Consider the following 23,587-nt stretch of genomic DNA (forward strand, 5'->3'; position numbering starts at 1 on the left):
CCATGCATCCATGCCGGAAAAGCCGACCCTCGACGGCTTGGAGCAGGTATGGGTAGCTCGCTGGGACGCCGAGGGCATCTACCGCTTCGACCGGTCCAAGCCGCGCGAGCAGATCTACTCCATCGACACGCCGCCGCCGACCGTGTCCGGCGCGCTGCACGTCGGTCATGTCTTCTCCTACACCCACACCGACATCATGGCCCGCTACCAGCGGATGATCGGTAAGTCGGTCTTCTACCCGATCGGCTGGGACGACAACGGCCTGCCCACGGAGCGGCGGGTGCAGAACGTCTACGGCGTGCGCTGCGACCCGTCGATGCCCTACGACCCCGACTTCGTTCCACCGGAGAAGCCGGGCAAACGCGAGGTCTCCATCTCGCGGCGCAACTTCGTGGAGCTGTGCCACAAGCTGACCGCCGTCGACGAGCAGGCGTTCGAGGAGGTGTGGCGGCGGGTCGGCCTGTCGGTCGACTGGTCGCTGCTCTACACCACGATCAGCGACGAGTCGCGGGCCGTGTCGCAGCGCGCGTTCCTGCGCAACCTGGCGCGCGGCGAGGCCTACCTCTCCGAGGCGCCGACGCTGTGGGACGTCAGCTTCCGCACCGCCGTCGCCCAGGCCGAGCTGGAGGACCGGGAGTGGCCCGGCGCCTTCCACCGCATCTCGTTCTACGGCGAGAAGGGGCCGGTCTGGGTCGAGACGACCAGGCCCGAGCTGATCCCCGCGTGCGTGGCGCTGGTCGCCCATCCCGACGACGAGCGCTACCAGGAGCTGTTCGGCACGTCGGTGCTGACGCCGCTGTTCGGCGTCGAGGTGCCGGTGCTGGCCCACCGGCTGGCCGAGCCGGACAAGGGCTCCGGCATCGCGATGATCTGTACGTTCGGCGACATCACCGACGTCACCTGGTGGCGGGAGCTGCACCTGCCGACCCGGCCGGTCATCGGCTGGGACGGGCGGCTGCTGCCCGAGCCGCCGGAGGGCGTGGACGGGGAGCCGTACAAAGAGCTGGCAGGCAAGACCGTGCACAGCGCCAGGGAGCGGATCGTGGAGCTGCTGCGCGAGTCCGGCGACCTCGACGGCGACCCCACGCCCGTGCGGCGGACGGTGAAGTTCTACGAGCGCGGCGACAAGCCGCTGGAGATCGTCACCACCCGCCAGTGGTACATCCGCAACGGCGGCCGCGACGAGGAGCTGCGCGCGCGGCTGCTGGCGCGCGGGGGCGAGCCGGTGTGGCACCCGCCGCACATGCGGGTGCGTTATGACAACTGGGTCGAGGGGCTCACCGGCGACTGGCTGATCTCGCGCCAGCGGTTCTTCGGCGTGCCGTTCCCGGTGTGGTATCCCATCGACGAGTCCGGGTAGCCCGTCCGCGACGCGCCGATCGTGCCGGCCGAGGACCTGCTGCCCATCGACCCGTCGTCCGACGTGCCGCCCGGCTACACCGAGGACCAGCGCGGCGTGCCCGGCGGGTTCATGGCCGACCCCGACGTCATGGACACCTGGGCCACCTCGTCGCTGACGCCGCAGATCGCCGGCCGCTGGGAGACCGACGACGACCTGTTCCGCCGGGTCTTCCCCGCCGACCTGCGGTCGCAGTCACACGAGATCATCCGCACCTGGTTGTTCTCGACCGTGGTCAGGTCGCACTACGAGTTCGGCGTCCTGCCGTGGGGCGACGTCGCGATCTCCGGCTGGATCCTCGATCCCGACCGCAAGAAGATGTCCAAGTCCAAGGGCAACGTCGTCACTCCGCTCGACCTGCTGGAGCAGCACGGCTCCGACGCCGTGCGCTACTGGGCGGCCAACGGGCGCTACGGCGTCGACACCGCCTTCGACCCCGGGCAGCTCAAGATCGGCCGCCGGCTGGCCATCAAGATCCTCAACGCGTCCAGGTTCGTGCTCGGGCTGGCCGCGACCGACGGTGAGGTCACCGAGCCGCTCGACCTGTCGATGCTGGCGGCCCTGTCCGGCGTGGTGCGCGAGGCCGGGGACGCGCTCGGCGCCTACGACCACACCAGGGCGATCGAGGCCGTCGAGCGCTTCTTCTGGGCGTTCTGCGACGACTACCTGGAGCTGGTCAAGACGCGGGCGTACGAGTCCGGTCCGGCGGCCGCCTCCGCCCACGCCGCGCTGCGGCAGGCGCTCGACGTGCTGCTGCGGCTGTTCGCGCCGTTCCTGCCGTTCGTGACCGAAGAGGTGTGGTCGTGGTGGCGGGAGGGCTCGGTGCACCGGGCGGCCTGGCCCGCCGCCGAACGCGGCGCCGGCGACCCGGCGGTGCTGGCCGTGGCGTCCGAGGTGCTCGGGCAGGTGCGCAAGGCCAAGTCCGGGGCCAAGCTGTCGATGCGGGCCGAGGTCTCCAGGCTGACCGTCTCGGCGCCCGAGATCGAGCTGGTGCGGCAGGCGCAGGACGACCTTTGCGCGGCCGGCAACGTGGAGGAGTTCGTCCTGGAATACGGTGAGGTGCTCGCCACCGAGGTCCACCTGGGCTGACGTCCGGTGCCCGCGCTCTTCTGCGCTCCCTGTGTCCGGCGCGGTGCGTTTCTGCGGTCCCCGCGTCTGGCGCCGGTGCTCAGGCGTCGCGGGCGACGTCCCTGTGCAGCGCCAGGAACAGCGAGTACGCCTCCCCGTCCGGCGGCGGTCGCATCCGCCGGAACTCCTCCAGCACCTCCGCCATCCGCCGGTGCAGCTCGGCCCGCCCCTCGGCGTTGAGCCGCAGGCCCAGCCTGGTGAAGTCGCACTCCTCGATGTCGACGAGCTCGACCTCCTCGAGGAAGGCGTCGAGTATCGCCGCGTTGCCCCCGGTCACGCCGCTCTCACGGACGTCCATCGCCCACGACTTGCCGGTGGCCCGGTAGGGGATCTCGGTGGAGCCGCGCGGACCCGGGCGGCTGGGCTCGGCGACCAGGAAGCCGGTGCCGGTGAGCTTGCGCACGTGGTGCAGCGTGGTGGCCGGGTGCGCGCCGAGGCGCGCGGCGATCTCCTTGTTGGTGAGGGCCTGCTCCAGGCAGAGCCGCAGGATGCGCAGGCGAACCGAGGAGGCCAGGGCACGGGCCTCTGCCTCGGTGGCGGGGCGGCGATTGGTGGCCATGAAGAGACTCTAGTTCCGATTGACTTTTCCCAACCAGTCAACGACTCTCATCGGGTGAGCCGATTCGGACTGTTACGCGAGCACGACTTCCGCCGGCTGTTCCTCGCCGACACCGCCAGCCAGGCGGGCACCCAGGTCCTCATGCTGGCGTTGCCCCTGGTCGCGGTGACGGCGCTGCGGGCCTCGGCGTTCGAGGTCGGCCTGCTGGGCGCGTGCCAGACGCTGGCGTTCGCGGTGATCGGGCTGCCCGCGGGCGCTGTCGTGGACCGGTTGAGCAAGCGCGCGGTACTGGTGGTCAGCGACTGGGCGCGGGCCCTGGCCCTCGCGTCCGTGCCGGTCGCGTGGTGGCTGGGGCTGTTGTCGATCTACCAGCTGTACGCCGTGGCGCTCGTGCTCGGCGTGTTCACCGTGTTCTTCGACGTCGCGTACCAGAGCTATCTGCCGTACCTGGTCGAGCGCGAGCGGCTCGTCGAGGGCAACTCGGCCCTCGAGGTCGTCCGTACGGTGGCGATGCTCGGCGGCCCGAGCGTCGGCGGCTACCTGATCCAGTTCCTCACCGCGCCCTTCGCGCTGGTCACCACGGTGGCCGGGTTCGCCTGGTCGGCGCTGTGCCTGAGGACGATACGGCGGCGGGAGACCCGCCCTCGGCAACGCCGCGCCCACCTGGGCAAGGAGATCGCGGAAGGCGTCAGGTTCGTGCTGGGGGAGCGGCTGCTGCGCCGCATCGCGGGCTGCACCGCCACCGCGAACCTGTTCGGCGCCATGGCCCAGCCGATGATCCTGCTGCTGCTGGCCAGGGAGCTCGGCCTGGGCGCGGGCACGATCGGGCTGCTGATGGCCGCGGGCGGTCTCGGCGGGATCACCGGGGCCCTGGTCAACGCCAGGCTGGCCCGGTGGCTCGGGCAGGGGCCGACGATGTGGCTGGGCATCGCCGTGCCGGTGCCGCTGATGTTCGCGTTGCCGTGGATGGAGGCCGACTGGCGGCTGGGGTTGTTCGCGCTGTCGGAGTTCGGGATCGGAGCGGGGACGGTCGTCTACAACGTCACCCAGGTCAGCTTCCGCCAGTCCATCACCCCCGCGCCGCTGCTGGGCCGGATGAACGCGACCATACGGTTCTTCGTCTGGGGCACGCTGCCGCTGGGCGGGCTGCTCGGCGGCGTGCTGGGCGAGGTGATCGGGATCAGGAACACGCTGCTGGTCGCCGCGTGCGGCGGCGGCCTGGCGGTCCTGTGGTTGCTCACCTCGCCCCTGCGCACGATGCGCGAACTGCCCGCCGCGTCAGTGGACGCCCACGGGAGTCCTCAGTAGTCGCAGACCCCCGTGGGGAAGATCTGCTTCAGCCTCGCCCGCTCGTCCCGCGTCGGCCGCCAGTCGCCGTACAGGCCCTTGGCGATGGCTCTGTCCACCGGCTGGAGCCGGCACTTGTAGACGCCTCCCTCCAGCGGGCCGCCCGCCACGACGCGGGTGGTGGAGTAGAGCGGGAAGCGTTGTGTGCAGGCGCCTGGGGCGCGGCGGTCGAGGACGCCGTCCCACACGTGCGGGCCCGCCGCGATCTGCGTGCCGTCCGTGGCGAAGCAGCGGTCCACGGCCTGGGGCGGCTTGTTGCCGGTCACGCCGCGCGCCGGATATTTCCGGATGTTGGCCATCCAGGCGTCGATCACCCGCAGCGCCTCCGGCGTCTGCTCGAACCTCGGCCCGTCAGGGCGGGCATCGGTGAACCAGATGACCTGGTTGCCCGCCCGGCCGTCGTGGTTCAGCATCCGCTGCCTGGAGGCGAACGACTGGTGGGCGTTGTGCATGTCGAGCTGGTCCTCCAGGTAGTGGCGCCAGTCGATCACCGGGATGTCGATGTCGCCCGTGAACACCAGGCCGCTGCGTTGCACGTTCCTGATCGCGATCGGGTCCCCGGCGCGCCTGGGGGCCGGGTCGCCCAGGTCGGCGTTGCGGGCGCTCCACGGGTCGAAGTCGGCGGGGCAGGCGGTGCTGACGAACGGGCAGCCCTCCTGGACCATGTCGGCCGAGTCCTTCCACGAGCCCGCCTTCGCGTTGACGTCGAGGAACTCGGCCGGTGTGATCACGCCACCGGTGAGCGCCGCGAGTCCGTACTGGACGCCCACGTTGTCCCAGGTCGAGCGGGCGTAACCGCGTTCGTCCGTGCCGTAGATGTTGCGCAGGTCGTCCCAGTGGGTCCACTGGACGGTGTCCTTGACGCCCGGCGGGTCCATGCGCTCCCATTCGGGGTCGTCGTTGGAGGTCCACAGCGGGTTCATGGTCAGCGGGGTCAGTCCGCGCCAGCCGTTGACGCACTCGTCGGAGCCCGCCCGGCCGGTGTACGGGTTGGCCACGGTGTCGCTGGCGTTCATGCCGATCAGCGCCGTCCTGTCGTCCCACCTGGCCCAGCGCGGGTCGTGGTCCATGTAGCGTTCGAGCAGCTCGCAGTCGCCCACGTGGATGGTCTGGGTGACCATGTCCGGATAGGAATACTGCGGGATCGCGGCGTCGATCACCCTGTCGCCCAGGTTCTGGCCGTAGATGTACTGCTGGATGGCGCCGCCCGAGCCGCCCACGCCCACCGTGTAGAGCGGGACGCCGTACTGCTCGATGAAGCGCTCCTTGACCATGAGGGCCGTCTCGCCGCCCAGGATCAGGTTGTAGTGGGTGGAGGTGCGGGTGCCCGAGGAGTGCAGGATCGCGTAGCCCTGGCCCAGACCGTACGGGTCGAGGGCGCCGCTCCCCAGCGTGCCCTGGTCGTGGCCGATCGCCACGCCGCCGTCGAACCGGTAGATCGCCCGGCCGTTCCAGCCGTCCTCGATCATGGCTGTCGAGTAGAGGAAGCGGTTGATCACGCCGCGCTCCCTGCGGACCACGAAGTCGACCGTACGGCCGTCGAGCAGCGTGGTCGTGGCCATGTCGGCGGGCCGCTCGGTAGGCCCCTCGGTGGGCCCCTCGGTGGGCATGGCCTTGAACGTGCCGTCCGTCGACCGGTACAGCCGGTCCTTGACTGTCGGCGCGAAGCAGTCCCTGCTCCAGCCGCCGGTGACGCGCATGCCCTGGCCGTCCTGGTTGTCCACGGTGGGCGGGCCGAGGCCGCCACGCTCGGTCTTGCACAGGAACGGGTACTGGTGCGCGCCGGAGAAGACCGGGCCTTCGATCGGGTGGTTGCGGAGCTTCAGGGTCTCTTTCCGCGGCCGGGCCACCGCGGTGATCGTGTTGTCGCCGTCGGCCAGGCCGGTGACCAGGCCCGTGAGCCCGTCCCCGGTCCGGGTGAAGGACGAGGTGACGTCCTGGCCGTTGCGCAGGATCCGGACCTGTGCGCCGCCGGTCTGGCGCACCCTGACGAGGGCGTCACCGCCCGTTACCTGGTCGGGGCGGCTGGAGAGCACCTCCAGCGCCAGGTCGGCGCGGGAGGCGTACGCGGGGGTGGGGTAGCCGATGAGGGACGCGAGCATGATGAGGACCACCACAGCCTTCATGACCATGACGGTGACACGCGGTCCGGCACTTGCACAGGCCCGATCTCGCCGTTGTGAGAGGCGGCCCTCTTCCCTGTTCGTGTACGGCGAACACGCCATTCGTGTACGGCGAACACGCCCCGTGGCCAGGCCCGATCGTTTAACCGCGCGCATCCCGGGCGCGGACATGCCAGTCTTGAACATGTGCTGCCCGACCGCCCAACCAAGCTCGTGCCACCCGTGCTGGCCAAGATGGCCGCATGGTGCGTATGCCTGATCCTCGTCGGCGTGGTCGTCTACTTCTTCGTCCAGGTCATCGCGAGGCTCACCTTCGTGGCGCTGCCCGTGGCGATCGCGCTGCTGCTGACCGCGCTGCTGTTCCCGCTGACCAGGATGCTGCGCGGCGCGGGGATGCGGCCGATCTACGCCACATGGATCACCATGCTGGTGGCGATCGCCGTGCTCGCCGGCACCGGCTGGCTGGTCGGCGTGCGGGCCAGCGAGGAGTTCCCCAACCTGGTCAAGCAGGTGCAGGTGACCGCCAGGTCCGTGCAGGACTGGCTGATCACCGGCCCGCTGCATCTCCAGCAGGCGCAGATCACCGGCTACGTCGACGAGATCGTCGCCCTGGTCAACGCGCAACGCACGGCCATCACCGGCACCGTCCTCAGCGCCGGCGCGGTGGCCGTCGAGGTGCTCGCCTCCATCGTGCTCCTGCTGTTCGTGACGTTCTTCCTGCTCAAGGACGGCGACCGGATCTGGGCGTGGGTGCTGAGGGGGTTCGGCGACGTGTCGCCGCGCGTCGACCGGGCGGGGCGGGCCGCGTGGACCACCCTCTCCCACTACGTGCAGGGCACGGTGGCGGTGGCCGCCGTGCACGGGCTGGTGATGGGGATCGTGCTCGCGGGCATGGGGGTGCCGTTGTGGGCGCCGCTGGCCGTGCTGATCTTCTTCGCCAGTTTCATCCCCATCGTCGGCATCTTCTTCGCGGGCACCGTCGCGACCCTCGTCACGCTGGGGGCCAAGGGGCTCGTCTACGCGCTGATCTTCCTGGGCATCCTCATCGTCGAGCAGCAGCTGGAAAACCACGTGCTGCAGCCGCTGATCGTGGGGCGGGCGCTCAACTTCCATCCTCTGGCGATCATCCTGGTGCTGGCCATCGGGGGCATTCTGGCGGGCATCGCGGGCGCCGCCGTGGCCGTGCCGGTGGCCGCGGTGCTCTACCGAGCGCTGCCTGAGCTCCGGCACAAACCGGCCCTGCCACCGCCGGACCACGAGGAGTTGCCGTCCGGCGACCAGCCTCCGCCCGGGCGCGGCGGCCCCGGAGCCGAACGCCCCGGCCCGGACCGCCCACGCGACGACAGGCCGTCCGGCGGAGACCGTCCCCGGCGAACCGGCGAGCGCCCTGGCGGCACGCGCCCCGCCGGCCACGACAGCCCCCATGGCGAGAGCGAGGTCCCGCCTGGCGGGGCACGGGTATAGCGCGGGCAGGATGCGCACACACGGCGGCGATCCGCCCGCAGGGATGCAGCCGCCGGGCGCGGTGATCCGGCCTCCGGGATGGGCGTGTGGCGGTGCGGATGTGCTGGCGGGGTCGCCGCTTCTGGCGGTGTGGACGAGGTCGGTCCCCAACTGGGAGTAACCTCGTCACTCGTGACCCGTTCCTCCCTCACCGCTCCGGCGCCGGGTGCCCGACTCCCGGTTCCCATGGGTACGACACTCCACCTGCGTGCCTGGTGCAACGGCATCACAGGCGGGAAGGCGTACCTTGAGGTTGAGGGGTGCATGGGCGTCCCCGACGCCGTCCGCGCGGCGGCGCTGATCGAGGTGAGCATGCGACACTTCGCCCAGCGCGCCGATCCGGCCGCCATCGCCGCAGAACACCAGGACTACGAGGTGAATCCTTGAGCAGTACGGAGGTCCTCATCCACCGGCTCGACGCCGAGCTGCCGCTCCCGTCCTACGCCCATCCGGGCGACGCGGGGGCAGACCTCTTCGCGGCGGAGGACGTCGAGTTGCCGCCCGGCGAGCGGGCCGTCGTCGGGACGGGGGTGGCGATCGCCCTGCCTGACGGATATGCGGCGTTCGTTCACCCGCGTTCGGGGTTGGCGGCCAAGCACGGTGTCACGATGGTCAACGCGCCGGGGACGGTCGACGCGGGCTATCGGGGTGAGATCAAGGTGACGCTGATCAACACGGACGCCAAGGAGCCGTTCCGGCTCCAGCGTGGCGACCGCGTGGCCCAGCTCGTGGTCCAGCGGGTCGAGCGCGCGGTCTTCTACGAGGTCGAACGCCTGCCGGGTTCGATACGCGGCGCCAACGGATTCGGATCGACGGGACGCTGACTGGCGCCCAGGGAGCAATGGGCCGCCATCGCGGCCCGGGGAGTAGCGGGTCGCGCTGCGGCCCGGTGAGCAGCGGGTCGCACGCGGGCCCGCCGAACAGGGAGAGTGAGGAACGTGTTCCGACGTCGTCGTCGTGAGCAGCCGGAACCGGTGGCCGAGCAGGAGCCTGCCGCCCCCACGCGCGAGTCCGGTCCGTGGGACGCCGACGAGCCCCACCCGGAGAGCGACAGGATCGATCTCGGCGGCCTGCGGCTGCCGCACAACCCCGACTTCGACCTACGCCTGGCCTCCCTCGGAGACCAGCACGTCGCGGTCGTCGTCATCTACAAGGACACCACGCTGCAGTTGCAGGCCCTGGCCGCGCCGCGCAGCTCGGGCCTGTGGGACGACACCAAGACCAAGATCATGGCGCAGGCGAAGGGCCAGCTGGAGGAGCAGGAGGGCCCGTTCGGCACCGAACTGCACGGCGAGCTCAAGGCCGACGGCAACGTCAGGCCGGCTCGTTACCTCGGCGTCGACGGCCCGCGCTGGTTGCTGCTCGGGGTGATCTCGGGGAAGGGCGCGTTCGACGAGTCGATCGCCGGAGCGTTCGTGGAGTACATCAAGGACGTCGTGGTCGTACGCGGCGACGACCCCATGGCGCGCGAGGCCCCGATTCCGCTGAGCCGCCCCAACGAGCAGTCGGCCGAGACGGAGGCGGAGGGGCCCGGCCTCAGCCCGTTCAAACGAGGACCTGAAATCAGCGAGATTCGCTAAGGGCTGACATCACATAGGCTGAGTCATCATGAGTACGGCAGAGCCTCCGAAACGTGGAGGATTGCGTGGGTTCTTCAGCCGACTGGCGTCCCCCCAGTCCGAAATCGAAGCCCAGGAACTGCGTGAGGACGCCGATGAGGTCGGTGCGACGCCGATTGTCAGGTGTGGCGGGCGCCGGCGCTTCTGCGTGGCGGGTACGCTACGTACGGTGACATTGCGTCCGAGGGGTGGTGCCCCCGCTCTCGAGGCCGAGCTCTACGACGGGTCAGATGTGATCGACCTGGTCTGGCTCGGCCGCCGGAAGATCGCGGGCATCGAGCCCGGCCGCACGGTCAAGGCCGAGGGCCTCGTCAGCATGCAGGACGGGCGCAAGGTGATGTTCAATCCGCGTTACGAACTGCGCCCAGGGAGTTGATCAGGTGAGTGCTGAGGCGGAAGAGGTCGCCCACGACACCGTCGAGGCCGCGGTGCGAGCCCAGCTCGCCAAGGCGTTCGGCGGCGTGCGCGGCATAATCGAGGCGGCGATCCCGACCATCGCGTTCACGGTGTGCTGGATCATCGCCGAGGACCTGAAGCTGTCGCTCATCGTCAGCATCTCGCTGTCGGTCCTGCTGCTACTGGGCCGGATCGTGCAGCGGTCCACGCCGCAGTTCGTGATCAACAGCCTGATCGGCATCGCGATCGGCGCGTTCTTCGCCAGCCGCACGGGTGACGCGAAAGACTACTTCCTGCCTGGCATCCTGTGGAACGCCGGCTACATGGTGGGGATGCTCCTGTCGATCGTCACCCGGTGGCCGGTCGTCGGCTTCCTGATCGGGTCGGTCACCGGCGATCCGACGGCCTGGCACAGGGACCCCGGCATCGTGAAGCTGTGCACGCGGCTGACCTGGCTGCTGATGCTGCCGTGCGCGGTCAGGGTGGCCGTCCAGGGGCCGGTCTACCTGTTCGGCGGCGGGGATCAGGCGGTGGCCGCGCTCGGCTTCGCCAAGATCGTGATGGGGTGGCCGCTCCAGGTGGCCGCGCTCGGTGCCATGCTGTGGCTGCTCGGTCGCGGGCGCACACCCATCAAGCCGCCGGTCGCCCCAGCCTGAGAGCCCGGCCGGGAGACCGCACGAGAGCGTTCCAAGGGTTCAGGAGCGCGGCTCGGGGATCATCGGCAGGCTGTTCGGGCGGGGCACGACGCCGGGCACGGCTGACACCGCGTGCCCGGTCGCGGTCCTGAGCCGCCACCGCGAGCAGACCGTGGCCAGCACGATGACCAGCTCGGCCCAGGCGAAGGAGTCCCCGATGCACTTGTGCGGGCCCGCGCCGAACGGCAGATACGCCTTCCTGGGCAGCCTGTGCGCGCGTTCGGACGACCAGCGGTCCGGGTCGAACCTGCCCGGCTCGGGGAAGAAACGGGGGTCGCGGTGGATCACGTACGGGCAGATGAGCAGGTCGGTGCCTGGCGGCACCTCCACTCCGCCGACCAGCGCCGGTGACGTGGAGCGCCGCATGATCAGCAGGGCCGAGTAGAGGCGGCTGACCTCGTTCAGCACCTGCGCGGTGAACGGGAGCCTCGGCACGTCGGCCAGCTCGGCCGGGCGGTCGCCGACGACCTCGTCGAGCTCCTCGTGCAGCCTGCGTTCGGCGGCGGGGTGGCGTTCTAGCTCGTACAGGGCCCAGGACAGCAGCGCGGCGGGGGTGTCGGTGCCGGCCAGCATGATGGTGATGATCTCGTCGCGGATCTGCCCGTCGTTCAGCCCCTCGCCGCTGTCCGCGTCGCGGCTCGCCATCAGCGCGGACAGCAGGTTCGCCCCGGCCGGCGCGGCGGCCCGGTGCTGATCGATGGCGGTCTCTATCACCGCGCGGAGGCGGCGTACGGCCAGGTCGTAGCGGCGGTTCAGGGGTAGCGGCAACGACTCGAACGCCTTCGGCAGGAAGGCCCGCAGCGCCACCCCGTTGGTCACCACGGGAAGGGAACGGTCCACCTCCGCGACGACCGGCCCGGCCAGGTCCACGGAGAACAGCGCCTCGGCCGCCGCCGACAGGGTCAGCCGGTAGAAGGAGCGGTCCATGAGCGTGGACCGGCCCTCCCGCAGCGAGTCGCTCAGGGACTGGGCGCGGCGGACCATGATGCCGCCGTATCCGGGGAGCTCCCGGCTGAGGAACGGCGGCTGCAGCAACCTGCGCCGCTTGAGGTGCGACTCGCCTTCCAGCGTCGCCAGGCTGTCCCCGATGAGGGAGCTGAGCTGCTTGAACATCCGGCCCACGCCGAACGCGCCGGCCTGTCCTGCCAGGATGTCGTCGGCGGGCTCGTACGCGGTGACGAGGTACATCGGCGTGGTGCCCAGGTCAAGGCGCACCAGACCGGACCCGTCCGAGCCCACCGACGTCAGGAAACGGAGCGGGTCCCTCGCCAGACTCAGGAGGTGACCCGCCAGCGGCAGGCGGCCCCGGGCCATCGGAACAGAATTCAAGGATTTTGGCACGATCCGGCCCCGTTTCGGATAACGCCCGTATCATCGGGCTACTCAGAAACAGATATATCCACCAGAGCAATATTTCGGACTTGCTTGGCGGATAGGTAAGCGTGGCATCGGAGCCCGGATCGCAGGTCGAAAGACCTCAGCGGGAGACCGTTCCAGAGAACACCTCCGTGCGAACCGCCCCTCACTCGCACGACGGAGTCAGGCGCCCAGCCGGTAGCGCAGGATGCGGTGGGTGTGTCTGGCGACGGGGAGAGCGAACATCGCCTTCATCTGCATCCGCCGCAACGGGCCGAGCCCGGTCAGTGCGGTGGGGTCGCCGAACGTCCATTCCTCGGCCAGTTCCAGGCCGGGCGCCCAGCGGGTGATCTCCATGGGATCGTCGACGCCCCAGTGCACCTGGGCGCCGGTCTTCCGTAACGAGGGATGCCGCGACATGCGCCGGGTGACGAACGTGGTGAAGGCGTCGAAGGCGATCTGGCCGCCGGGGAAGCGGTCGCGCAGGGCGAGCACCAGCGCCTTCACCTCCGCCACGTGGAGATACATGAGCAGCCCCTCGGCGATGACGAGGGCCGGTCCTTCGCCGTCGACCTGGGCCATCCAGGAGTGATCGGTGACCGAGGAGCCGATCATGCGATTATCGGCGGTCTCCCGGTAGAACCGCCGGCGTAACTCGATGACCTGGGGGAAGTCGACGTCGTACCAGCGTGTCCCCTGCGCGGGGGCGACCCGGTCGACGCGGGCGTCGAGGCCGCAGCCCAGGTGGAGGACCAGCGGCGCCGGGTGGTCGCGTACGCACTGGTCCAGCTTCCTGGCCCGCATCGCCAGCGTCGCCCTGGTCACCCATGGCTGGCGGAGCGCGGAGAAATCGTAGTCGACCTGCGCCACGATGGACGCGGCCGTCGGGTCGTCGATGATCTCCTTCATGGTCGCCTTGTCGTACAGCGGGATGAGGAGGGTCTCCTGTTCGGCGGTCAGGCTGATCATCATCGCTCCTCTTCCCGCGGCCGTGCGCCGCGCCTGATCTCGGCCCACCGGTCCCACATCGGCATGGTCTGACTCCCTTGGCGCGGTCCTCGTCAGCCGGCAGCCCCCTGGGAGGCGCTGTCCCGAGCGCATAGCGCCCCCAGGAGCTTTCAGTGCTGGGAGAGGAGGTGGGCGAGTTCTTGTTCCACTTCCTGGTTGGCCACGAAGAGCAGTTCGTCGCCGGCCTCCAGGGGGTCGTCCGCCGTGGGGACCAGGACGCGGCCCTCCCGGAGGATGGCCACCAGGGCGGCGTCCACCGGCCACGGCACGGAGCCGGCTCGCTGGCCCACCACCGGGGCGTCCTCGGCCAGGGTGAGCTCCACCAGGTTGGCCTGGCCCTGACGGAAGGTCATCAGGCGTACGAGGTCGCCCACGCTCACCGCCTCCTCCACCAGCGCGCTGAGCAGGCGGGGGGTCGAGACGGCCACGTCCACGCCCCACGACTCGTTGAAGAGCCACTCGTTGTTGGGGTGGTTGATGCGGGCGACCACGCGCGGCACGCCGTACTCCGTCTTGGCCAGAAGCGAGACCACCAGGTTGACCTTGTCGTCGCCCGAGGAGGCGACCACGACGTGGCAGTTGTTGAGCCCGGCCTCGTCGAGTGAGGCGATCTCGCAGGCGTCGGCCAGCAGCCACTCGGCGCGCGGCACGCTGTCGATCTTGATGGCGTGCGGGTCGTTGTCGATGAGCAGGACCTCGTGGCCGTTCTCCAGGAGCTCGGCGGCGATGGAGCGGCCGACGGCACCCGCTCCTGCGATGGCGACGCGCATCACTCGTCCTCTTCCGGTGCCGCGGCGAGCACCTTGTTGATCCGGTCCATGTCGTTCTCCGCGGCGATGACGTGCAGCACGTCGCCCTCCTGCACCACCGTGTCGTCCGCGATGGTGAGGGCCTCTCCCATGCGGTTGATGAAGGCGGTGCGGGTCCTGGCGCGTCGTTCGAGGTCGACGACGCGGATGCCGATCCAGGCGGGATTGGCGGGGACCTCGGCCAGGATGACGGTGCCGGTGGGGTCGCGCCAGAGCGGCTCGGCGCCCTCGGGGAGGATGCGGCGCATGATCTGGTCGGCGGTCCAGCGCACGGTAGCCACCGTCGGGATGCCCAGCCGCTGGTAGACCTCGGCCCTGCGGGGGTCGTAGATGCGGGCCACCACGTTGTCGACGCCGAACGTCTCGCGGGCCACGCGGGCGGAGATGATGTTGGAGTTGTCGCCGCTGGAGACGGCCACGAACGCGGCGGCGGACTCGACGCCGGCCTCGATGAGCACGTCGCGATCGAAGCCCACGCCCGTCACCCGCCGTCCCCGGAACCCGGAACGCAGCCGGCGGAACGCCTGGGGGTCACGGTCGATGATGGCGACGGAATGGCCGCTGTCCTCGAGGATGTGCGCGAGGGTGGATCCCACCCGGCCACATCCCATGATCACAATATGCATTTCTCCCCGCACCCTCGCGGTCGGCCGGTTGCTGCACACCAGTATGACCCCGATGGGGGAGCGGCTCGTTTATCGCCTTGGCATGGGGCTAGCATCTCGTTACGTGGCGAAGGTGACGGATCTTGTCAAACGCGTGCTCGTGGGGCGCGCCCTGCGAAGCGGGCAGCTCCACGAGCAGCTGCTGCCCAAACGCATAGCCCTGCCTGTCTTCGCCAGCGACGCGCTCTCCTCCGTGGCGTACGCCCCCCAGGAGATCCTGGTCATCCTGTCGCTCGCCGGAGTCTCCTTCTACGCCTACAGTCCATGGGTCGCCATCGCCGTCATCGTCGTGATGCTCACGGTGGTGGCGTCGTACCGGCAGAACGTGCACGCCTACCCCAGCGGCGGCGGCGACTACGAGGTCGCGACCACCAACCTCGGCGGGAACGCCGGGCTCACCGTGGCCAGCGCGCTCATGGTCGACTACGTGCTGACCGTCGCGGTCTCCGTGGCCAACGGCGTCGACTACGTCGGCGCCACGATCCCGTTCGTGGCGCAGCACCGGCCTGCCGTCGCCATCGCCATCGTCATCCTGCTCACCGTGGTCAACCTGCGCGGCATCCGGGAGTCCGGCGCAGCCTTCGCCGTGCCGACGTACGCCTTCATGATCGCCGTGCTGGGGCTGATCGTCTGGGGCGCGTTCCGGCTGCTGGTGCTGGGAGAGCAGATCGAGGCGCCGAGCGCGCACTTCACCATCCAGCCCGAGCAGGCCAACCTCACCGCCTTCGCCGCGGCGTTCCTGGTCCTGCGCGCGTTCTCCAGCGGCTGCGCGGCCCTGACCGGGGTCGAGGCCATCAGCAACGGCGTGCCCGCCTTCAGGAAGCCCAAGAGCAAGAACGCCGCCACGACGCTGCTCATGATGGGCCTGGTCGCGATCACCATGTTCGGCGGCATCATCGCGCTCGGGCTGGCCTCCGGGGTGAAGGTGGCCGAGCCCTCCGTGGTCGCCGAGGACCTGCTCAGGCCCGACGGCACGCCGGTCGGCCAGGACTACTACCAGCAGCCGATCATCTCCCAGGTGGCCGACGCGGTGTTCGGCGGCGGGTCGCTGCCGTTCGTGGTGATCTCGGCGGTGACGGCGCTGATCCTGTTCCTCGCGGCCAACACCGCGTTCAACGGTTTCCCCGTGCTCGGCTCGATCCTGGCCCAGGACCGTTACCTGCCGCGCCAGCTTCACACCAGGGGCGACCGGCTGGCCTTCTCCAACGGCATCGTCATCCTGGCGCTCGGCGCGTGCCTGCTGCTGTGGGGGTTCAACGCCGACGTCAGCCGCCTGCTGAACCTCTACATCGTCGGCGTCTTCGTCTCCTTCACCCTCAGCCAGACCGGCATGGTCATCCACTGGACTCGCCACCTGAAGACCGAGACCGATCCCAAGACGCGCCTCCAGATGCACCGCTCCCGAGTGATCAACTTCTTCGGCGGCGTCATGACGGGGCTCGTGCTGATCGTGGTGCTGCTGACGAAGTTCCTGGTCGGGGCGTGGATCGTGGTGATCGCGATGCCGGTCCTGTTCCTCATGATGAAGGCGATCAGGCGCCACTACGACAACGTGGCGGCCGAGCTGGAGATCACCGAGGACTACGAGCCGTCCATGTTGCCCGCGCGCAACCACACGATCGTGCTCGTCTCCAAGATCCACAAGCCGACCCTGCGGGCGCTCGCGTACGCCCGCGCCAGCAGGCCGTCCACGCTGGAGGCCGTGACCGTGGGCGTCGAGGGCGAGGAGGCGCGCAAGCTCCAGGAGGAGTGGGAGCGGCGGGGCATCCCGGTGCCGCTCAAGATGCTCGACTCGCCGTACCGCGAGATCACGCAGCCGGTGCTCGACTACGTCAAGACGCTGCGCAGGCGCTCGCCGCGCGACGTGGTGACCGTCTTCATCCCCGAGTACGTCGTCGGCCACTGGTGGGAGCACCTCCTGCACAACCAGAGCGCCCTCAGGCTGAAGGCCCGGCTGCTGTTCAAGCCGGGAGTGATGGTGACCAGCGTGCCGTGGCAGCTCCACTCGTCCGACCGGCTCAAGGGCAGGCCGGAGCCGTTCGCGCCCGGCTCGGTGCGCCGCCCGTGGCACCAGACGGTCAAGGAGGAAGAGGACCAGGTCAGGTCGAGCTGACCAGGTCAGGACGAGCCGATCAGGGTGCGCAGCCTGGCGGTGTCGTCCGCGCTCCAGCCCGGAGGCGGGGCGACGGCGGCCCAGCCGTCCACGACGTTGGCGCCGTAGCGGTGCCCCTGCCCTGGCGGCACGGACAGCGCCGCCGTCAGGTCCACCAGCACCTGCCAGAACGTCACCACCGGGTACCAGTCCATGTCCGGGTTCACGCCGGGGGCTCGCGTGCCCTCCAGCCAGGCCGGCCTGCTGTAGAGCAACTCGGGCGACCACCACACGACGGGGTCGGTGGCGTTCTGCAGATAGACGACGCGCGGGTGCGGCCACGGGCGGCCGGCGGGGCGCGCCAGGTCGGCGGGACGCAGCGCGAACCTGGCCGTCCTCCCGTCCTGGTAGACGGGCCGCCACACCGGGCTGCCGGGATCGCGGCCGTACGTGAGCTCGTCCCAGATGGGGCTGGCGTTCGGCGGGCCGATGAACAACGCCCCGTCCGCCCTGGCCGCCAGGTCGCTCAGGTCGTGGAAGGCCCCCTCCATCTCGTACGACCCCAGGCTCTCGCCCGCCAGCAGCAACCGGGGCCGGTCCCCCGCCGGCAGGACGGCCCACCTGGCGCGTACGGCCTCGAACAGCGCCCGCCCCGCGGCCGCCGCCTTGTCCCTGTCGACCAGGAACGACACCCAGCTCGGCAGGTACGAGTACTGCAGCGCGACCATGGCGGAATCGCCGTTGTACATGAACTCCAGCGAGTCCGTCACATGCGGGTCGACCCAGCCCGTGCCGGTGGTGCCGAGTACGGCCAGCACCGGCCGGTCGAACGCACCGGTGCGCTCCAGTTCGCGCACCGCCAGGGCGGCCTGCGCCTCCGGCGAGGAGGCGGCGTCGAGCCCGACGTAGACCCTGATGGGCGTGGCGGCCGGACGGCCGGAGAACGCGGCGATCCTGGTGGGCGTGGGGGCGGTGCCGGTGAAGCGGCGGCCCTCCCGCCCCAGCGAATCCCAGCTCACCAGGGAGCCGGGGCCGCCTGACAGGTCGGTGGAGACGGGCCTGCGCACGCCAGGGTCGGTGCCCTTGTTGGTGACCGAGGACCAGTCGTTCGTCCTGGCCATGAATCCGGAGAACAGCACGTCGTTGGCGAAGACCGCGACCAGCAGGGCGATGACGAGCACGCCGATGGTCTGGCCCACGTAGGAGGGGACGAAGCGGCCGAGCCAGGAGTTGAGCCTGCGGCCGCCCAGGCGTACGAGTCTGGAAACCAGGAGAATCAGCGTGAACAGGGTGATGGTCACCGCGAGGATCGTCGGCGGGAACCACGTGTCGCGGGTTTCGATGCCCATGAGGGTGCGCAGGTCACGCTGCCAGTAGAAGCTGTACCAGAGCGTCGCCGCGGTAAGCGCCAGGCAGCCGCCGGCCAGCATCCGCCAGGCGATCCGCCTGCCCCGCTCCGGCAGCCGGTACGAGATCACCGCCCGGCCCAGCGCACCCAGCGTGGCGCCGACGGCATATCCGAGTATGCCGGTGACGGCGCACATCAGCCCCTGGTACACCCACGCGCGGGGCAGCAGCGACGGCGTCAGCGAGGCGCAGGCGAACAACGTGGCCAGCAGCGTCCCGCCGAAGCCGAGCCGCCGCCGTACCACCCTCTCCATGCCGATCTACAGTACTGGTTCGAGCCGGAGGGGAGCGGTCCAGGTCTGGGCATAGGGTTATCGGTGTGAAACAGGCATCTCTCGAGCTGACGGTCGGTCCGGTCGCGCACGGCGGCTGGTGTGTGGCACGCCACGAAGGGCGCGTGGTCTTCGTGCGGCACGCACTGCCCGGCGAGCGGGTGATCGCCGCCGTCACCGAGGAAACGACCCGGTTCCTGCGGGCCGACGCCGTGGAGATCCTCGAGGCGTCGCCGGACCGCGTCGTGCCGCCCTGCCCGTACGCCGGGCCGGGCCGCTGCGGCGGCTGCGACTGGCAGCACGCCACCCCCCAGGCCCAGCGGGAGCTCAAGTCGCAGGTCGTGGCCGAGCAGCTGCAGCGGCTCGCGGGCCTCGACCGGAAGGTCGTGGTCGAGGAGGTGCCCGGGGCCCCGGACGGGCTCGGCTGGCGCACCCGCGTGCAGTTCGCCGCACTGCCCGGCGGCGAGCTGGGCTTTCGCAAGCATCGCTCCCACGACGTCCAGGTGGTGGACGCCTGCCTGATCGCCCATCCGGAGGTGGAGGCGGTCGGGGCGGAGGTCCACGCCTGGCCTGGGGCGGCCGGCATCGAGGTCATCGCCTCCTCCTCTGGCGACCGGGCCGTGGTGGTCACGCCCAGGCCCCGGCGCAGCGTCACCGTCCCCGACCTCGACGCGCCCGCCTCGGTCCTGCTCGACCAGGGCAAGGGCCGCACGGTGCCGCGCCGCGGCTCGGGGGTGCTGCACGAGCAGGCGGGCGACCGCGAGTTCCGGGTCGCGGGCAGCGGGTTCTGGCAGGTGCACCCGGGTGCCGCCGAGACGCTGCTCGACGCGGTCCTCGCGTACGCGGCCCCTGAGCCTGGGGAGTGGGCGCTCGACCTCTACTGCGGGGTGGGCCTGTTCGCCGCCGGCCTCGCCGAGGCCGTGGGGCCGGAGGGTGCGGTGTTCGGGCTGGAGTCCGAGGCGTCCGCCGTCCGCGACGCCCGCGCCAACCTCCGCGACCTGCCCCAGGCCCGGGTGGAGCGCGGACGGGTGGAGGAGGCGCTCGACCGCTTCCAGATCGAACGCGCCGACCTCGTCGTGGTCGACCCGCCGCGCGCCGGGCTCGGGCGCGACGTGGTGGACCGCATCGCCGGGCTGGAGGCACTCCGGATCGTGTACGTGTCGTGCGACCCGGCCACGTTCGCACGGGATGTGAAGTGGCTCGGGGAGCGCGGATACGCCCTGACGGACCTGCGCGCCTTCGACGCCTTCCCGATGACCCACCATGTCGAGGTCGTTGCACTCCTCTCCCCCGCGGGGGGCACGCCCCCCGCGACCTCCCCATAAAGTCAAAGGCCCCGCGGGGGGCACGCCCCCCGCGTCAGAGCCAGCCCATGCGCTGGGCGGTGCGGATGGCCTCCAGTCGGTTCTGGGCGTTGAGTTTGGTCATCGCGCTCGACAGGTAGTTGCGTACGGTGCCCTCGGTGAGGTGTAGCTCGCCGGCGATCCTGGAGATCGTGGCCCCGTCGCCGGCCAGCCGCAGCGCGTCGCGCTCGCGCTCGGTCAGCGGGCTGTCGCCTGCGGCCATCGCGGCGGCGGCCAGCTCCGCGTCCAGGTAGCGGCCGCCGGACTGGACCTTGCGGATGGCCATCGCCAGCTCCTCCGCCGAGGCGTCCTTGCCGAGGAAGCCGCTGACGCCGGCGGCCATGGCCCTGCGCAGGTAGCCGGGGCGGCCCAGGCTGGTCAGGATGACGATCTTGCATTGGGAGCTGATCCGCTCGGCCGCGGTCAGGCCGTCCATGCCCGGCATCTCGATGTCGAGCACGGCGACGTCGGGCCGGTGCGCGGCCACCGCGGCCACGACCTCGTCGCCCCGGCCCACCTGGGCGACGACCTCGATGCCGTCCTCGAGGTCGAGCAGCGCCGCGATGGCGCCACGGATCAGGTGCTCGTCGTCGGCGAGCAGCACGCGGGTGGTCATGCGGGCTCGAACCCCCTGTGCGGTACGCGGGTGGTCATGTGGGCTCCGACCCCCTGTGCGGTAGCCGGTCGGTCATGCGGGCTCCGACCCCCTGTGCGATACGCAGGGTGGTCATGCGGGCTCCAGCGGCCTCTGAGTGCGTACGTGGTCATGCGGGTAGCGCCGCGCGCAGCAGGTAGCGGCCCTCGCCGGCCGGCTGGGCCTCCAGGGTGCCGCCGGCCGCGCGGACCCGCTGGGCCAGCCCCGCAAGGCCGTTCGGCGCGTGCTCGCCCACCGGCCCGCTCACCCCGTCGTTGGACATCTCCAGCACCCCGTCCTCGATCGTGATCGTGCAACGCTCCGCCTTGCTGTGCTTGAGCACGTTGGTGGCGCCCTCCCGCACGACGGTGGCCAGCAAGGTGCGGATCTCCGGCGTCAGTGAGGCGGTCCGCACCCGCACGGTGCAGCGTACGTCCGCCGCCTCCAGCACCGCCCGCACGCCGGCGAGCACCTCGTCCAGGTCGATGGCCCGGTAGTTCTGTACGACCGTGCGCACCTCGCGGAGCGACCGCCTGGCCAGGTCGCGTACCGCGAACATCTCGTGAGCCGCCGCGGCCGGATCGGCGCGCAGCGTCTCGGCGGCGCCGGCCGCCCCGGCCGAGATGTCGGTGAGACTCTGCCCGAGCAGGTCGTTGAGGTCGCGGGCGAAGCGCAGCCGCTCCTCGGAGACCGCCAGCAGCGCCCTGGCCTCCTGCCCTTCGTGCCCTTCCTTGGCGACCCGCCACAACCACAGGTTGGCCAGCACGCCGCCGACCGTGAGCCCGGTGAGTATCGTCTGGGCCAGCAGCAGCTCCCACAACAGGCCGGTGATCAGGACCAGGCAGAGGTTGACGAGCACGATCGACCCGGCGGACAACACGACGATGGTGCGTCTGCGCACGAACGGCGCCAGCATCCCCAGCCATGCCGGCAGCGCCCAAATGACCAGGAACGCGCACAGCAGCAGCATGATCACGCCTGTCACGGCCAGGATCGCCGTGGGCCGAGGGCCGTCCCTGACGGCCACCCTGAACGGCCGCGTCCCCAGCACGTTGAAGACCAGGGTCAGGACGGCGGCGGCGATGATCAACATGGGCACGGGAATGCCCGCCTGCCAACGAAGGAACAGGTCGAGATAGGCGAGGGCGGCCGCGAGCAGGACGAGGTCGGTGGAGTAGACGACCACCCAGCGGATCTTGTCGAGTCTCGTCGCGCGCCGGATCACGTGGGGACCGCCGCGCGCAGCACGAACTCTCCGGTCGGCGTCGGCTCCGCCGAGAACGAGCCGCCCGCCGTGACCAGCCGCTCGGACAGGCCGTGCAGGCCGTTGCCGGGGACCGAGGACCGCCCGTTCACGCCGTCGTTGCGCATCTCGAGCACGCCGCCGTCGATCGTGATCGTGCAACGCTCCGCCTTGCTGTGCTTGAGCACGTTGGTGGCGCCTTCCCGCACCGCCCAGGCGAGCAGCGTCCTGGCGGTGGGCGACAGGTCCTCGGCTCTGGCGTCGATCACGCAGCGGGCGCCGGCCGCCTCCAGGGCGGCCCGCACCCCCGACAGCTCCTCGTCGAGGTCGAGGGTCCGGTAGCCGTCGACGGCGAGCCGCACCTCGGCCAGCGACTCCGCGGCCAGGTGGCGCACCTCGGCCATCTCGGCGGCCGCCCGCGCCTCGTCCTTGGTCGCCAGCTTGGCGGCCAGCTCGCTCTTCAGCGTGATGACCGACAGGCTGTGCCCGAGCAGGTCGTGCAGGTCGCGGGCGAAGCGCAGCCGCTCCTCCGACACGGCCAGCCTGGCCTTGGCCTCCTTGCCGTCGTGCGCGTCCCTGATGGCCCACCAGATCCAGCGCCACAGCAGCATGCACCCGATCGTCAGAACGGTGCTGAACACCTCGGGGATCAGGACGCCCGGCCACGCCGCGCCGGTGACGAGGACGACGTAGCCGCTGACCAGGCCGACCACGACCACGCTGAGGCAGACGGTGGCGATCAGCGGCAGGTAGAGCGCGGCCGTCGACAGCCACAGGGCGCTGGCCGCCAGCCAGGTGGGCATGTCCGCCGAATGATTCGGCACGATCAGCATCGCGACCGCTGTGCAGACCCCGGCGATCAGCAGCTTCAGGGTGGGCCGCGGCCGGGCGTCGTAGGCCTCGCTGAGCAGGAAGGGGAACAGGCCGAAGAAGCCGAGCTGGCCGGCCAGGGCGACCGCCGCCTGCAGGGCGCCGATCCTGCCGTTCAGGGCGTGCTGGACGATGACTACCACGAAGACCACGGCCTGGAGTGCCATCGCGGAGTCCATCCAGAGGAGCAGCAGCTTCCTCGCCTTCTGCGGGCGCGTCGCCATGCCACCTCCCTGGGATTCTCAGCCCAAATCCTATATTCAGGTAAGGCCCCGCCAAAGAATCCGCGAAGCGGCCGGCTCCGCGCCGTCGCCGCGCAGCGACAGCCAGGCCAGCCCGTGGCGGGCGGCGTAGGCGGACAGCTTGCGGGCCTCGGTCTCGGTCAGGCCTCGCGCGCGCCCCAGAACCGGCGTGAGGGCGATGCGCCGCCACGCCTCTTCGGGGCCGGCCAGGGCCTGGGCCCGCGCGATCTGCCCGCTGGCGGCCCGTACGCCCGCCGCGATCCCGCGCAGCCGGTCGCCGCCTGGCGGTTCCACGGTGGCCAGCAGGTTGACGGTGTCGATCTCCGCGCCCGCCCGCCGCGTGGTACGCAGCATCGCGACGTCGCTCGCGGCCAGCCCGTACGGCTTCATGGACAGCGTGAAGGTCACCCGCAGGTCGCGCTCCCGCTGCAGGGCGCGGATGGCCTTGGCCCTGCGCAGCACCGTGGCGCCCGCCTCGCCGTCGCGGACCTCGAAGTCGACGGCTCCGGAGCCGAACGCCCCGGCCACCCCGCTGTAGGCGGCGGCGAGAGCGCCCGGCCTGGTGCAGGCGGCGGCCAGCTCCCGGCCGCCGGGACCGCCGAAGACGGGCGTCGCCTCGCCGCTCACCGCCCTCAGCCTGGCGATCCGGCCGGGCAACGGGTCGCCGCCCCGGTCGAGCGCGCCGGTCCACTTCGGTACGCAACCGTCACCGCCGGCGACGAGATGGCCGAGCGCGTAACGGCGCACTCCGGTGCGGCGGGACTCGGCGGGCAGGTCGAAGCGCGGCTCGCGGACGGTGTCGACGAAGCCCACGAACTCGACGGCGGGCCTGGCCGTCACCGTGGGGGCGACCGTGGGAGAGGCGGCGGGGGAGGGC

The 23,587-nt window shown here is 70.8% G+C and carries 20 protein-coding genes and 1 pseudogene; 10 read left to right on the forward strand and 11 right to left on the reverse strand.

Features of this window, described 5'->3' with window-relative positions; translation table 11 throughout:
* The first annotated feature begins 10 nt into the window (after nt 1-10).
* A pseudogene (gene valS / locus ITP53_RS22155) lies at nt 11-2,488 on the forward strand (valine--tRNA ligase).
* Nucleotides 2,489-2,567: 79 nt separating this feature from the next.
* On the opposite strand, the gene ITP53_RS22160 reads toward valS, so the two are convergent.
* Nucleotides 2,568-3,086: an ArsR/SmtB family transcription factor gene (locus ITP53_RS22160; RefSeq protein ID WP_195897336.1), complete on the reverse strand. Its 519-nt coding sequence runs from the start codon at nt 3,084-3,086 to the stop codon at nt 2,568-2,570.
* A 54-nt stretch (nt 3,087-3,140) separates the two neighbouring features.
* On the opposite strand from ITP53_RS22160, the gene ITP53_RS22165 reads away from it, so the two are divergent.
* Complete coding sequence (locus ITP53_RS22165) at nt 3,141-4,394, forward strand: MFS transporter (protein WP_195897337.1); 1,254 nt, start codon at nt 3,141-3,143, stop codon at nt 4,392-4,394.
* Here the strand turns inward: ITP53_RS22165 and ITP53_RS22170 are convergent.
* Complete coding sequence (locus tag ITP53_RS22170) at nt 4,388-6,559, reverse strand: DUF6351 family protein (RefSeq protein ID WP_195897338.1); 2,172 nt, start codon at nt 6,557-6,559, stop codon at nt 4,388-4,390. The two genes, ITP53_RS22165 and ITP53_RS22170, sit on opposite strands and share 7 nt — an antisense overlap.
* A gap of 183 nt (nt 6,560-6,742) precedes the next feature.
* On the opposite strand from ITP53_RS22170, the gene ITP53_RS22175 reads away from it, so the two are divergent.
* The 6 genes from ITP53_RS22175 to ITP53_RS22200 all read left to right on the forward strand — a co-directional run bounded on the left by ITP53_RS22175 (nt 6,743) and on the right by ITP53_RS22200 (nt 10,730).
* The gene (locus ITP53_RS22175) at nt 6,743-8,020 is read left to right on the forward strand and encodes an AI-2E family transporter (RefSeq protein ID WP_195897339.1); all 1,278 of its coding nucleotides are present in this window, start codon (nt 6,743-6,745) and stop codon (nt 8,018-8,020) included.
* A 225-nt stretch (nt 8,021-8,245) separates the two neighbouring features.
* Nucleotides 8,246-8,446: a hypothetical protein gene (locus ITP53_RS22180; protein ID WP_195897340.1), complete on the forward strand. Its 201-nt coding sequence runs from the start codon at nt 8,246-8,248 to the stop codon at nt 8,444-8,446.
* On the forward strand, nt 8,443-8,883 hold the full coding sequence (gene dut / locus ITP53_RS22185; protein WP_195897341.1) for a dUTP diphosphatase: 441 nt from the start codon (nt 8,443-8,445) through the stop codon (nt 8,881-8,883). The genes ITP53_RS22180 and dut overlap by 4 nt, the downstream gene beginning before the upstream one ends.
* 114 nt (nt 8,884-8,997) lie before the next feature.
* Nucleotides 8,998-9,639, forward strand: coding sequence for a DUF3710 domain-containing protein (locus ITP53_RS22190; RefSeq protein ID WP_328815362.1), 642 nt, complete (start codon nt 8,998-9,000; stop codon nt 9,637-9,639).
* A 208-nt stretch (nt 9,640-9,847) separates the two neighbouring features.
* Entirely contained in the window at nt 9,848-10,054 is a 207-nt protein-coding gene (locus ITP53_RS61715; RefSeq protein ID WP_225289212.1) for an OB-fold nucleic acid binding domain-containing protein, read from the forward strand.
* Nucleotides 10,055-10,058: 4 nt separating this feature from the next.
* Nucleotides 10,059-10,730, forward strand: coding sequence for a DUF3159 domain-containing protein (locus ITP53_RS22200; protein WP_328815364.1), 672 nt, complete (start codon nt 10,059-10,061; stop codon nt 10,728-10,730).
* A gap of 39 nt (nt 10,731-10,769) precedes the next feature.
* On the opposite strand, the gene ITP53_RS22205 is transcribed toward ITP53_RS22200, so the two are convergent.
* From ITP53_RS22205 to ITP53_RS22220, 4 genes are all read right to left on the reverse strand, one after another.
* On the reverse strand, nt 10,770-12,083 hold the full coding sequence (locus ITP53_RS22205) for a cytochrome P450 (RefSeq protein ID WP_195897343.1): 1,314 nt from the start codon (nt 12,081-12,083) through the stop codon (nt 10,770-10,772).
* A gap of 225 nt (nt 12,084-12,308) precedes the next feature.
* The gene (locus ITP53_RS22210; protein ID WP_207756266.1) at nt 12,309-13,097 is read right to left on the reverse strand and encodes a class I SAM-dependent methyltransferase; all 789 of its coding nucleotides are present in this window, start codon (nt 13,095-13,097) and stop codon (nt 12,309-12,311) included.
* Between the two features lie 146 nt (nt 13,098-13,243).
* Complete coding sequence (locus ITP53_RS22215) at nt 13,244-13,903, reverse strand: potassium channel family protein (RefSeq protein WP_195897345.1); 660 nt, start codon at nt 13,901-13,903, stop codon at nt 13,244-13,246.
* Nucleotides 13,903-14,568: a potassium channel family protein gene (locus ITP53_RS22220; protein ID WP_195897346.1), complete on the reverse strand. Its 666-nt coding sequence runs from the start codon at nt 14,566-14,568 to the stop codon at nt 13,903-13,905. Before ITP53_RS22220 ends, ITP53_RS22215 begins: the two co-directional genes overlap by 1 nt.
* Before the next feature lie 103 nt (nt 14,569-14,671).
* Between ITP53_RS22220 and ITP53_RS22225 the strand changes: the two genes are divergently transcribed.
* Nucleotides 14,672-16,720, forward strand: coding sequence for an APC family permease (locus ITP53_RS22225; protein WP_195897347.1), 2,049 nt, complete (start codon nt 14,672-14,674; stop codon nt 16,718-16,720).
* A gap of 5 nt (nt 16,721-16,725) precedes the next feature.
* Here the strand turns inward: ITP53_RS22225 and ITP53_RS22230 are convergent, their stop codons facing one another.
* Entirely contained in the window at nt 16,726-18,360 is a 1,635-nt protein-coding gene (locus ITP53_RS22230; protein ID WP_195897348.1) for an alpha/beta hydrolase, read from the reverse strand.
* Nucleotides 18,361-18,425: 65 nt separating this feature from the next.
* Between ITP53_RS22230 and ITP53_RS22235 the strand changes: the two genes are divergently transcribed.
* Nucleotides 18,426-19,703, forward strand: a complete 1,278-nt coding sequence (locus ITP53_RS22235; RefSeq protein WP_328815368.1) for a class I SAM-dependent RNA methyltransferase — start codon at nt 18,426-18,428, stop codon at nt 19,701-19,703.
* Nucleotides 19,704-19,737: 34 nt separating this feature from the next.
* On the opposite strand, the gene ITP53_RS22240 is transcribed toward ITP53_RS22235, so the two are convergent.
* The 4 genes from ITP53_RS22240 to ITP53_RS22255 all read right to left on the reverse strand — a co-directional run.
* Nucleotides 19,738-20,337 (reverse strand): response regulator transcription factor, encoded by a 600-nt coding sequence (locus ITP53_RS22240; protein ID WP_195897349.1) that lies wholly within the window; start codon nt 20,335-20,337, stop codon nt 19,738-19,740.
* A 148-nt stretch (nt 20,338-20,485) separates the two neighbouring features.
* Nucleotides 20,486-21,580, reverse strand: a complete 1,095-nt coding sequence (locus ITP53_RS22245; RefSeq protein WP_195897350.1) for a sensor histidine kinase — start codon at nt 21,578-21,580, stop codon at nt 20,486-20,488.
* On the reverse strand, nt 21,577-22,692 hold the full coding sequence (locus ITP53_RS22250; protein WP_195897351.1) for a sensor histidine kinase: 1,116 nt from the start codon (nt 22,690-22,692) through the stop codon (nt 21,577-21,579). Before ITP53_RS22250 ends, ITP53_RS22245 begins: the two co-directional genes overlap by 4 nt.
* A 36-nt stretch (nt 22,693-22,728) precedes the next feature.
* Nucleotides 22,729-23,587, reverse strand: an 859-nt coding sequence (locus ITP53_RS22255; RefSeq protein WP_207756268.1) for a glycoside hydrolase family 18 protein, incomplete at its 5' end; no start/stop codon positions are given.

Origin of the sequence: Nonomuraea cypriaca (assembly GCF_015645445.1) — a bacterium.
GTDB classification, from domain to species: domain Bacteria; phylum Actinomycetota; class Actinomycetes; order Streptosporangiales; family Streptosporangiaceae; genus Nonomuraea; species Nonomuraea cypriaca.